Source organism: Rhizobium sp. B230/85, assembly GCF_019355735.1.
GTDB lineage: Bacteria > Pseudomonadota > Alphaproteobacteria > Rhizobiales > Rhizobiaceae > Rhizobium > Rhizobium rhododendri.
In genome coordinates this window covers 1,472,285-1,484,092 of record NZ_CP072157.1, presented here as the reverse complement: position 1 = coordinate 1,484,092, position 11,808 = coordinate 1,472,285, and the positions used below count along the sequence as shown (strand labels likewise).

Annotated in this window: 11 protein-coding genes and 1 pseudogene; 5 read left to right on the top strand and 7 right to left on the bottom strand. The window is 55.9% G+C overall.

Annotated elements, in window-relative coordinates:
* Positions 1-41: 41 nt before the first annotated feature.
* Both J5289_RS24845 and J5289_RS24840 read left to right on the top strand, forming a co-directional pair.
* Positions 42-716: a permease gene (locus tag J5289_RS24845; RefSeq protein ID WP_244615504.1), complete on the top strand. Its 675-nt coding sequence runs from the start codon at positions 42-44 to the stop codon at positions 714-716.
* A 459-nt stretch (positions 717-1,175) separates the two neighbouring features.
* Entirely contained in the window at positions 1,176-1,751 is a 576-nt protein-coding gene (locus J5289_RS24840) for an alpha/beta fold hydrolase (RefSeq protein ID WP_247750693.1), read from the top strand.
* A gap of 268 nt (positions 1,752-2,019) precedes the next feature.
* On the opposite strand, the gene J5289_RS24835 is transcribed toward J5289_RS24840, so the two are convergent.
* The 5 genes and pseudogenes from J5289_RS24835 to J5289_RS24815 form a co-directional block, all read right to left on the bottom strand.
* Entirely contained in the window at positions 2,020-2,310 is a 291-nt protein-coding gene (locus J5289_RS24835; protein ID WP_209207003.1) for a hypothetical protein, read from the bottom strand.
* Between the two features lie 71 nt (positions 2,311-2,381).
* Positions 2,382-2,810 (bottom strand): type II toxin-antitoxin system VapC family toxin, encoded by a 429-nt coding sequence (locus J5289_RS24830; protein ID WP_209186127.1) that lies wholly within the window; start codon positions 2,808-2,810, stop codon positions 2,382-2,384.
* Positions 2,807-3,046 carry an Arc family DNA-binding protein gene (locus tag J5289_RS24825; RefSeq protein WP_142831607.1) on the bottom strand — a complete coding sequence of 80 codons (240 nt, stop codon included), beginning with the start codon at positions 3,044-3,046 and terminating at the stop codon, positions 2,807-2,809. Before J5289_RS24825 ends, J5289_RS24830 begins: the two co-directional genes overlap by 4 nt.
* A 255-nt stretch (positions 3,047-3,301) precedes the next feature.
* Positions 3,302-4,016 (bottom strand): annotated as a pseudogene (locus J5289_RS24820) (IS6 family transposase).
* A gap of 39 nt (positions 4,017-4,055) precedes the next feature.
* The gene (locus tag J5289_RS24815) at positions 4,056-4,304 is read right to left on the bottom strand and encodes a hypothetical protein (RefSeq protein WP_142831608.1); all 249 of its coding nucleotides are present in this window, start codon (positions 4,302-4,304) and stop codon (positions 4,056-4,058) included.
* Between the two features lie 349 nt (positions 4,305-4,653).
* On the opposite strand from J5289_RS24815, the gene J5289_RS24810 reads away from it, so the two are divergent.
* The gene (locus J5289_RS24810) at positions 4,654-4,998 is read left to right on the top strand and encodes a hypothetical protein (RefSeq protein ID WP_209207006.1); all 345 of its coding nucleotides are present in this window, start codon (positions 4,654-4,656) and stop codon (positions 4,996-4,998) included.
* Between the two features lie 1,059 nt (positions 4,999-6,057).
* Here the strand turns inward: J5289_RS24810 and J5289_RS24805 are convergent.
* Positions 6,058-6,462 carry a helix-turn-helix domain-containing protein gene (locus tag J5289_RS24805; protein ID WP_209207008.1) on the bottom strand — a complete coding sequence of 135 codons (405 nt, stop codon included), beginning with the start codon at positions 6,460-6,462 and terminating at the stop codon, positions 6,058-6,060.
* Positions 6,463-7,188: 726 nt separating this feature from the next.
* Positions 7,189-8,820: a sensor histidine kinase gene (locus J5289_RS24800; protein WP_142831618.1), complete on the bottom strand. Its 1,632-nt coding sequence runs from the start codon at positions 8,818-8,820 to the stop codon at positions 7,189-7,191.
* Positions 8,821-9,771: 951 nt separating this feature from the next.
* On the opposite strand from J5289_RS24800, the gene J5289_RS24795 reads away from it, so the two are divergent.
* Both J5289_RS24795 and J5289_RS24790 read left to right on the top strand, forming a co-directional pair.
* Entirely contained in the window at positions 9,772-10,482 is a 711-nt protein-coding gene (locus J5289_RS24795; RefSeq protein ID WP_209207016.1) for a haloacid dehalogenase type II, read from the top strand.
* Between the two features lie 287 nt (positions 10,483-10,769).
* Positions 10,770-11,300 (top strand): phosphate-starvation-inducible PsiE family protein, encoded by a 531-nt coding sequence (locus J5289_RS24790; protein ID WP_209183094.1) that lies wholly within the window; start codon positions 10,770-10,772, stop codon positions 11,298-11,300.
* The last annotated feature ends 508 nt before the right edge of the window (positions 11,301-11,808 follow it).

Genomic DNA, 11,808 nt, shown 5'->3' with positions numbered 1-11,808 from the left:
TCAACATGACTATAGCCGCACAGGAGGTCGCCTTGGACTTTATGAAACTGCTTAAGTCGCTCGAAGAGCTCCTCTATGAGCTGGTGTCGTGGCTAGTGTTTTACCCGCTCACCATGTGGCGCTCTGTCGTCAGACCCCTCACCATGATGCGTTATGCCGATGCTGAACTCACTGACGAGCCTGCGGATCAGTACGAAGATACACTGAGCCCACCTCTCTTTCTTCTGATCACGCTGCTGCTGTCACAGTGCCTATCAGCCGCCTTTCCGTCCATATATGACACGGCGACTGCAGCCAAGGAGCTGGGCTCGGGATCAAACCTGCTTATCGCCCGCGGCGTGGTCTTCGGGATCTATCCGCTTTGCATGGCAGTCACAGCGCTGCGTCATCAGTCGACAAAGATTACCCGGAACTCACTGCGTCCACCGTTCTTCAGCCAGTGCTATGTCGCAGCGCCCTTTGCGTTCATGATTGGCTTGGCGTTCGACTTCATGTTCATGCCCCACGAACAGGGCCTCACCATCGGGGTCCTGACGATCGCGTCGGCTACACTCTGGTATGCGCAAGCCCAGGTAAGATGGCTTATGCAGGATCTCAAAATCGGAACACTGAGAGCGACGGGTGCTTTCGTTATCGCTTTCGTCTCTGCGAGCGTCGTCGCGCTTGTACTGGCGGTCACAATCGCCCTAGAGGCCAAAAACATAGCAGCCAGCTAAATCTCGATAATCTCTTTGCGCTGTTGGACGCCTTGATGGCATTCGAACCGCAGCCGGACGACAATCAAGTTTCTAAATCATTGATACGACAAGGCTTCTAAACAAATTTACTGCATTTGGATCCATGAATGACTGTAATTTTCGCCGGACCGCTCGACCAGTCAAACAACGCCACCACGATTAACCATCCGCGCGCCAAGACCCCGGCTAATGTAGAGGCTGTCTCGTCGCAAGGGAGCATCACCACATTACGCGCGCGGGCTTCGGAGATTGCTGACACAAACTGTCAACACCACAACATAACGTATCGCTATGTTTCCTCAACGAGACCAATTTCCAATGACCCCAATCGTTATGATCCCTGGCTTGCTGTGCTCCGCAGAGCTTTACGCTCCCCAGATGGCTGCGCTGTGGCCGTTCGGCCCCGTTACGGTAGCATCGACACTATCCGGGACAACCATGCCGGAAATCGCTACAAACATTTTGAGAGACGCGCCGCCGAGCTTTGCACTCGTCGGTCTATCGATGGGCGGATATGTCGCCTTGGAGATCATGCGTCAGGCACCGGAGCGAGTCAGCAAACTGGCATTGCTCGATACGTCTGCTCGGCCGGACACCCAAGAGCAAGTTGCGCAGCGGCGCGGCATGTTGGCTCAAGCTAAAGGTGGCGATTTCGAAGAGCTTTTGAGCCAAGTAATGTCGATACTCTTGCACCCTGCCCATCGAGATGATCAGCATTTGCTGGAGGTCAATATTCGCATGGGCTTAACGGTTGGTGTTGAGGGGTTTGAACAGCAGACAGAGGCAATCATTGGACGCGCCGACAGCCGTCCGCATCTCGCTGATATTACCGTTCCAACCCTCGTTCTTGTTGGCGACTGTGATTCCATCACACCTCCTTTTCTGTCAGAGGAAATTGCAGCGGCCATCCCCGACTCCAGCCTCGTCATCATTCCGAAGTGCGGTCACGGGTCAACGCTTGAACAGCCAGAGGCAGTAAACCGGGCGCTTGTTACATGGTTGGAAGGCGCCTAATCGGAATATCCAGACCGACGTCGTCCGCTTTATCCTTCATGGCTGGAACATTTATTTCTGGGGTCAGCCTGTACCTCCTGTTTCGCCCCCGTTGGATTCCAGAAAGGCAACGAAGATGAGCCTGCCTTATCCAGAACAATCGCAATGCTCCGCTTCGCTCTCGTAACTGCGACGTAGAAGCTGGAAGCGGAATTTGCCTCTAGATAGGCACCAGATGCGATGAACTTAGCGATGGGCGCGGTCGGGACTATCAGGACGCGTTCATATGTCAGTGCTTCACTCCATCCAACCTCTGCATAATCCCTAGAACGATCCCCTCGATTTGATCGGTGTGAAGCCCCGGATGCATTATCTCGTCGCAAGTTACGATGTTGTAGAACAGCGCCGAAAGGCCGTGTTCTACGATGTGCTTTTGGATTTCTTCTCGAAGAACGTCCAGTGACAGACGATAGACCCCAAAGTCCCGCGCGAGATCACTTTTATAGAATCTGTTGAAGAAGTCTTTGATGTTGTCTCCATCCCTGAGATTCTTCACCCCGATGATGCTCGAATCAATCATGGTCTATCCCCGAATCTTTGCGCCGCACTGTTGCGCGTCATGCCGCCGCTGGATCGGAAGGCGTTAGTTTTTCAGCCATTAGATGCCTCCCACGGATTGATGACAGTCAGGCCGGCGGCCTCGAAAGGGCTGGTGTCGCGGGTGGCGATCATCAGACCATTCGCCTTGGCCGTGGCAGCGATATAGCCGTCTGAATCGCCGATCGCCTTGCCCTTCTTCGCCGCTGCGGCCCGCAGCTCGGCATAAGCCTGGGCGGCGGCTTCATCGAACGGCATGATGCGGCCCCGGAACAAAGGCAGCATCAACCGATCAAGCTTTTCCTGCACGGCTTGTTTCTTCTTGCCGTCAGGATGCACGGCGATGCCGTAGCGCAATTCCGCGAGTGAGATCGCAGCGACGTAGAGGGTTTCGACGGCCTGCGTATCGATCCATGCGGCCACCCGTGGATCGGGTTGCGACTTGAGCGGCTCGGAAATAACGTTGGTATCGAGCAGGATCATTCAAAGCTCACCGGCGGCGACGGGGTGCGGTCTCGCTCGATCGTCAGATCGAGGCCGCCGACTTCCTGGCCTATTTGTGTGAGCAGGCTGCCGAGTTTGACTCGGCCTTCCGGCTTGGCGGCCTGTTCCAGGATGATGCGAATTTCCGCCTCGGCGCTGCGACCGTGCTGAGCAGCGCGCACCCGAAGCGCCCGATGCACTTCGTCGGGCACGTTTCGGATCGTGATAGATGCCATGGTATTGCACCTCCTTTAACTGCTGCGAATGATATCAGTTCTTATATATGCAAGCAAGGCTGCCCCTCCCTGTCGAGACAAAAAAGCCGGCCGGAGCGGGGCAAATCATTGGGTGATGCCCCGGAACGCCGGGGCGCGGGCACTGTAGCTGGTGGCGGCTGAACTGCTCAAAAACCCAATGACCCGTTTTTTGCACATCTGTCGGCACCGTAAAGTTAAAGGGCTGCGGCCAAGATTGGCAAGTGCCGATTCCTCTCACGCAGCTTGCAGTCGCGCGACCTCACTCCACATTTGCATGGCTGCGGTTCTCAGTTCACGGTGATGGTGGGACGGGATATCGTGGCGTGGAATGTGGAAGAGATTGGCGACCGGGTCATGGATGGAGACGAAACGCTGGAGATGTCGAGCTGACGAAGCCCTTCATGATGCGCTCTCGCCGTCGTGTCGGCTGATGTGAATTCTCCGCCCGGTTGTTCAATCCCTTGTGCGAACGGTGTTCGACGCCGGGCATGATGTCGCGTTTGGCCGCGCCGTAGGATCGGAGTTCGTCGGTGATCATCACACGGGGTGCGTGACCGTGTCCTTTGAGAAGCTTTCGCATGAGACGTTTGGCTGCCTTGGTATTACGGCGGCTCTGCACCAGCACATCGAGAACAAAGCCATCCTGATCAACGGCCCGCCACAGCCAGTGCTTCTTGCCGCCGATGGAGATGACGACTTCATCGAGATACCATTTGTCGCCAAGCTTTCCGGCTGACCGACGCCGGATTTCATTGGCAAAGTGGCGACCGAATTTCTCGACCCAAAGGCGGACTGTCTGGTGCGAGACAATGATCCCGCGCGCCGCCAGTAAGTCTTCGACCATCCGCAGACTGAGCGGAAAACGAAGATAGAGCCAGACGGCCTAGGCAATCACTTCAGCCGGGAACCGGTGGCGGCTATAAATGGGATCACGAACGGCTTGGGTCATGCCGCAAAATCGCACAGGCAAATCGCCGCGCGGTTAACGTTACGACGCCCGGTTGGCGCATGTAGCCTCCTGGCCCACCGGGTAGGCAAAGGCGGTGAAATCGAGATCGTCCTCTACCGCGAAGCTATGGCCATTTTCGGAAAGAAATCGAGCGTCGTGGGCGCTGAGCTGGTCATACGCATACCGTTCTAGGAAAGCTTCGTCAGACCTGAAGTAGGCGCCGGCATCATCTGCGAACAACAAGCCCTCGCCTGCAGCGTGCCGGAATCTCAACGGAAACACCGTCATTTGCCCATCACACCTTCCATGACCCTTGTCCGAAGCGCAAGATTGTCGCTGTAGACCTTTTGCCGATACAAACCGAAATTTAAATCGCGTCGGATCGCGTTAGCATCCTCTGTGGGGCATTCGATCGCTACTTGGTTTGCTTCAACGAAGAAACGGGCCGCCGGATACAGGAACCCGAGACGGACTATTGTGTCTGCCAAAAATTGGAGAAACGAAGTTGGAACATTGATGTCCAGCTTTACGTATTCCTCGCTCCGAACGTCCACGACGTACCCCCAACCCTGACGCTCAATCGCGTCACCACCCTTGGCGGCACACTATCAGGTTGTTGACAGGTTGTTGAGAAATCTTGCCGGACTTCGAGGAAAAGTTCGTGCCGAAACATTTTTTTCAGGCCCGATTGACTCTCTCAGCGGCAGGGAACAAAATAGGAACATATTCCGCGATTGGGATTGTGTCTTACATTTTGGGGAGTGCCGACGTGTCAGCTATTGGTTGCCATGATGATATTGATTTGTCCGAAGAATGCTTGGTGAGAGACTTGGTTGCCGCTTACGGGCGGGATGCGATCGCTGCGCTTCGCGCCGTGATTGAGGACGCCACGTTCGAACAGAACGAGCTTCCGACGGCGCCCGGCATCCTCAGTAGCTTTTTCGCTCAAGGATGGCAGCCCCACTTCCAGCGGGAGGCTTGAAAATGAGACACCGTCGCGGCGTTGAGTTGGCGCCATTTCAACCTGCAATTTTTCGGGAGTTCGATGGCTACGATTTTGACACCATCCGGATCTTGAAGGAATGGGAAGTGCTGGGAGCCAAATGCGGAATATGCGGGAAGACTGTTTGGCTGGACAAAAGCGCATTTATCCAACGCTATGGGAATCAATACCTTAGGTACATGGGTAGCAAGCTTCGGTGTACCTGCGGCAACCGCGAGGGTAACCGTGTGCTGATAGGGAAGCTTGGAAGAGACTGAGATCACTACTTGCGTTTGAACGGATCTGAACCGCGACCCCGTAATTGCCGAGGGGCGTAACGGCTATTTATGGAACCCTAACGGACTAACTGCCTGCCTTTCCGGGCGGACACCGACGCTGATCCTCTTCCCTCTATATTGTCCCGCACCCGCCATGGCGAAATCCGATGTGGCACCGCAATCCAACTTCAGACGAAGAATCTCTTAACCGGTAGCTGTTTAATCGGATAGGCTGCGCACCCGCGCAGCCCAACGAGGTTTGCAGGAAGGATCGTGATGATGGCCTGACAGTCGAGCGGCGGTTGGAAAGCCAGGTTAAAAAATGGCACTGGTTGCCGAAGTGTTTATTGGGGCTCTGAACGTGCGGATGTCATCATTGGCAATGAGGCTCCTCATGAGACCGTATACGTTGACGCTGACTGATCAGCAAATCGTACAATCCTCATGCAAGCGGGACGGGCCATACGTTTTCTAAGGCCCCGGTAAAGTAGCTTGACAGGTTCGACGCCTTCACACCATTATTCTTTTCCAGCCATGCCACCAGGTCGGGCATGGTTACGTCCCGTTTCGCCTTTACGTTGATGATAATAGCATCCTACTAAGGGCCCAATTTGCCACTGCCGCTTAGTTGCCCGACGCGTTGCGCCCTGCGTTATCGCATTAACGTTCCGCTGGCGAAGATCCAAAGAGTAGGTGCGTGACATGGCAAGTCCTCCTGCCATGTTGAATTATAAATCGAAGCCAAGGGAAATCGCCGGATTCAAAAAGGCCGCGCGACGCTCTAGTCATGGGATCCATCCTCATCTTCGGATGCCAAATCAGACACCGCGAGCGAGCGAATGAGTGCGAGTAGTGCGGTCCGCTGCTTTCCCGGAATAGTATCGAACAGTTTCATCGCCTTTATTGCAGTGCTGGATTGGTCCTTGGCACGGGGGGTAGTCACAGCACCCAAGTCGACGTCTTCGACACCGTAGAACAGGTCCACGATGGGGCAGCCAAACAGGCGACAGGTCATCACAATTTTGCTTGCACTGATCCGGTTAGCCGCTTTTTCGTATTTTTGAACCTGCTGAAACGCTACGCCGAGATGCTCCGCCAAGGTTTCCTGAGAGATGCTTAGGCGGACGCGTAGGAAGCGCATATTTGCGCCCACCTGCAGATCGATGGCATTGGGGACTTTGGTCATAGCGGTCGTCCTAATCTTGATGGAAGGTGATGGGTATCTACTACACTCTGTTCCGCAAAACTTCATCGATGTTGGGGACGCGATACCAATTTCATCACTTGCCAGCCGCTTCTCCCGGTCCCTTTCGGTTCACGTGAGTTGCACGGCCGCATCCCACGCCTGGCACCAAATCAAACTGCCGAAACAGCGATGGGAGGCCGTTTTAAAAAGAATACTGCGCGTCGACTGCGGGTGGAGTGACTGACATAGGATGTGGCATAAACAGCTAAGACAGAAAACCCGACTGCGGGTGTGCTAGCGCTTTCAGCAGTTGTGTCATGGAGTAACCCGAGACGATTGAGGCGAAGCCGACGCTACATCGAAGCAACGTACTGGAAGGCAATATCAGGATTCTGCTCCCTAGCCGCAGCTACTCACGTACGATCGTCTTAATGATTCTCGTGAGCACCTTGAAAGATTCGTCGGCGTCTCTGAGAGTGGCCGCTGGGGCAAGAGGATGATCAATTATAGGTCTAAGTGTCGTCGCGACTTTAGAAGCCGATTGTTTGAGGCTTTCAACTGGCGTGTCCGAATTCTCGATTTCGACCGCGACCGCGTACATGGCGCGGTAGCTGCGAACTGCCCGACAGCGGTGAAGTATATGGGAGATGTTGCTCTCGAGAGGAACGGCATCGGCTGGACGATTGGAAACCCGGAGCCGCCCCTGACGGGCAGCGCCTGGCGTAATTATCTTGCGGCTCGCAATCCAGCAGATGGCGCCGTGAGTTGACAGACAACACCAGTCACTTTGTAATCAACATGGACATCAGCCGCCATTTCGATCGCCAGGATCTGCTGTATCATCCTTGATCCAAACCCTTTTCGCTCGGGCGGCCGAACCGGTGGGCCATCATGCTCGGACCAGGTGAACCGGAACTCAGGGTCGGGAGCGCCGGTCTCAGAGCCAGAAGACCAAGTGATCCTGATACGGCCGGAGGGCTCGCGCAAGGCCCCGTACTTGACGGCATTGGTGCACATCTCGTGCAGGGCCATCCCAAGCGCCAAGGCCGCTTTGGAGTGAATCGTCAGATCCGGCCCCAAGACGCTGAACTGAGACGCCTCCGGATTATCGAAGGGTGTGACGGCTGCCGCCACGAGTTCGGCAAGACTGGCAGCTTGCCAGTCGTCCTTCATCAGCAACTGATGGGCTCCGCTCATCGCGGTCAGTCGTTTGCTGAAAATTTCAAGCGCTTCGTCCGTGCGCTCGTGGTCCCGGAAGGTCTGCCGAGCAACCGCCTGGACAGTCGTCAAAAGGTTTTTGACGCGGTGGTCGAGTTCGCCAACCAGCAATTCCCGCTGCTTCTCGGAGCGCCGCCGCTCCTGGCGGGCGGCAACAAGCTCATCCATGAACCGGTCGATCGCCGAGCCAACCACCCCGAACTCGCCATCCCGTTCGTCCATGCCGGTGCGCGCTCCCACATCATCCTTCTGCCAGGCCTTGATGGTTGTGACCAACCGGCTAACCGGCCGACGCACGAGTTGGGTGCTTGTGAACCAGGCTAGAAAATAGGCTGCAATGACACCCAGGAAAACGATCGCCAGACTGATGTAGGTCGAGCGGTTCAGGTCGGCATAGAAGTCAGCGGTAGAGATGCCGGCACTGACATAAAGGCCTGCCGCATTACTTGCAGGCGGATAATAGCCAAGGATGCGGTTTGTCCCGTCCTGGCTGCTGACTTCCAGTGTGCCGGGAGCAAAAGCGCTGACTAGCCCCAGGTATGCGCTAGGGATTAGAGTGCCGACAAACCTGTCGGGGAACGGTTCCCGCGCCAGGATGACGCCGTTGCGATCCGCGACGGTCAGTGCGTTGTTACGACCAAAATCGCGCTCTTTCAGGCGTGCCGCCAGCCAATTCAGATCCAGCGCCCCGACCACGATGCCGGAGATGCCTCCCGTGTCAGCCGTGATCGGCAATGCCAAAGGCAGAACGTTGGTGCCGGAGACCCTACCCTTGGTGAATTCGCCAACAACGAAGGTGCCTTTGCTCATGGCTTCGCGAAAATAAGGCCTGTCGCCAATTGTGATGCCCAAGCCCTTCCCGTCCTGAATACAGCGCACGGTGCCACCACTATCGACCACACCGAGGCTGGCAAACTGCGGCAGGCTCTTGCCCAAGCGCTGCAAATAAGTGTTGCAGCCATCGACGTTGAATACCTGAACCACCGGAGCAGCTGCCAGGGTGGCCATCACGTTCTGCAAGCCATCGATGATCCGCGTTATTTCCAACGAAGCCAGTTCACCCGAGCGCAGGGCCTCAACCTGAATTTCGCGCTCCTTTACTATGCGGGTAGACGCAACATTGTAGAAAAGGATCGCCATCGCCGGGGCCAGGGCCAGCGACGTCAATAGGAATAGGCGGCGAGATAGCCGAGCCTTAGCGATGTTCCCGTCCTCCCCTGAAGTAGCCAGGTCTTGTCCTCCGCATTTACACGGGACAAACTCTTAAACAAGAGGAAAAACTTCCCGAAGTCAGCGCCATGGCAACGATAACGGAGGGCCCTCTCACAGGCCGTACGAAGTTTGCAGTATTTGCCGGAGCCCGTGAGGCGTGTCTTCGAGAACCAGAAAGCTAGTAACGGGCGAGCGAGTGACCATCGCTATGTTACTCATGGCAACCACGCTTAAAATGAATATACAGAAATCGCTTCGATGACCGAGAAGATGGCAAGAGACGAGATATTTGATCTATCGGCCGCTCTTAAGGATGCGAGCGCAAGGCTGACACACTATACACCGAGGTCTTCGCTCGCTGACTGGCTAAGATGGAGGCTGTTGTCCGGAAAATTATTGCCGCCGTTCAAAGGACGGAGGGAGACGCGGAGCTCCCGCCAGGTGGAAAGCTGCACTCGCTAGACCATAGACGAGACCGCAGGCGGACGGGTCGGGCGCCCGGCTGCCGTTTCGTTGGCTACGGGAAGAAACTGGAAAAATCCCCGTATTCACCATCCCCATCGTGCCCAGTTGACACGCTTGCGATCTCGAATAGACAATGAGTTTTGAATTCCACTGTTCCGCCAAATGTTTTCTGTCCGCTGGCGTGCAGAACGACCTGAGCACGGACGGGAGAGTGACAGCACGGCAGTTCGCTCCCTACGCGGAATGACATCGAGCAACGGGCGTGCTTTCATAGAAGCACGGGACGGCGGGGCGACATAAGAAAGTAGGCAAGGTTGGTCAGTGAGTGGCGACCAGGATGTTCAATAGCGTACCAGCGCTGTGGTGAGTTCGTCTCGTTGAGATAGGAAGCGATGTTTCGAGGAGCAAGATTCGATGCCCGACCCCAACGCCTTAATGTTCACTCTCGATCCCGCGCCGAAGGTTATTACCTTCGATTGCTATGGCACGATCGTGCAGTGGTACGAAGTACTTCTGCGCGAGATCGGTGCAATACTGACAGCGCATTATGCGGGCGGCGCCAGCGCAACCAAAATTCTCGAAAGCTTCTCCGCGCAAGGGCAACGGCTGACGGCGGAGAGGCCGCACCGGCTTTACAAGGATGTTTTGCGCCTCGGCTTCGCTGCAGCATTCGCCGAACATGGCCTGACGCCGACCGCAGCCGAAATCGATCGCATTGCGTCGTCACCGATGGTGATGGGTCCGCACCCCGAGGTTCCGAATGTCCTGCGTCGACTGCGCGAGCGCTATAAGCTCGCGATCTTCACGAACTCTGACGACGATCTCATCGCGCCCACCGTTGCGCGCATCGGCGTACCCTTCGACTACGTCATCACCGCGGAACAGGCGCAAGCGTACAAGCCGTCGCGCCAGTTGTTCGAGTATGCCTACCGCGAGATGGGCGTGACGCCAAGCGAGACGGTGCATGTGGCGATGGGGATGTACTGGGATATGAAGGCGCGACACGAATTGGGTCTGCGCGGCATCTGGGTGAACCGGCAGCGGGAGGTAGGCAATTCAGATTGGCGGCCCTATGCAGAGGTCTCAGATTTGAACGGTGTGGCCGCATTGCTCTTGCCAGCATGACGCTACCCGGCGTGGAAGATCTTCCGTCTGGCGTAGATGGGGAGCCTTGGCCCTCGGCTAGCGGCGTCCGGGCTCAGGGGCATGGTGCTTGACGATATCATTCCGCAGAGCGAGCTCTTCGCCGGCAGGCTCTACAGGTCACGTGAAGACTTTTCGCTTTCAGGTGACTCGATCCTCAGGGGGGTATCTGATCGAACAACCGCAGTGCTCGTGGCAGGTTCCCTGTTTTTGCCATTTATGGAAGCCAAATACTACCGTTCAGTTCAATAACAGCTGAGGCGGAAGAGATGATAGACGAGGCCTACCATCAGAGTAAAAACAGAATCTCAGATCCAAATGATGCACTGAGCGACATCCGTCGCTCTTGGTCAGCCCTCAGCCTCTACGAGCGTTTCGAGCAACTGGTAATCGTTGCGTTGACAGCCCTGATCAGCCTCGTGGTCATCGCTGCATTGGCGGGGTTGTCGATCCGGGTTTTCCAGTTAGTTGCGCAGGGCATTATCGACCCGGCCGATCACAGCGTTTTCCAGACCGTCTTCGGCATGATCTTTACGGTGTTGATCGCGCTAGAATTTAATCACTCGATCATCAGCGTCCTCAAGCGCCATGAACACATCGTCCAGGCCCGCGCCGTGGTACTCATCGCCCTACTGGCGCTGGGAAGGAAGTTTATAATTCTGGATGCCTCGGCCACGGAACCGCTGACAATCCTGGGCCTGGCCGTCGCGATACTATCGCTTGGTGCGGTCTGCTGGCTGGTGCGCGACCAAGACCGGAAGGATGCCTTGGAAGAGCGTTGCCGACCAAGTTCACGATAAGATCGTCGACCGTAGCCGGCAGACGGCGGCAACGAACAATTTTGGATCTGATCCTGTTGAACGGTAACCAAACTGTCGAATTCGGGTTCCGTGCGCTTTACGAGGAAATTCGATGTTGCGATCGAGCCCGCTCTTCCTAATTGCTGTGCCGGCGGTGACCCTGAGCGGTCTGGTCGTCATAAATCCTTCCGGCCGGAACTTGGGCAACCGAGTGGCTTCAGACACGTTCGGCAATGAGTCGCCTGATCTTGATCGCGAACGCAACACCTCGTTATTTTGATGCACGGCCTGGGTGGTGCAAGCTCGCTTCTAATGCAGGTAGCTGGGCATTGGGGGCAGGCTTTGCCTTCGACGTAGGTTGTGTTGCGCCGATTGCACCGTTTCCTTCAGCTCACGTCGCGGGACCATGAATGGTAGTGATTTCGTTTCATCACCCTTTCCTCCCGCTTTAAGGGGAATTGCGCTGTCTGAGATAGGAGTGCGCCATTTAGAAAAAAGTATTGCGGTA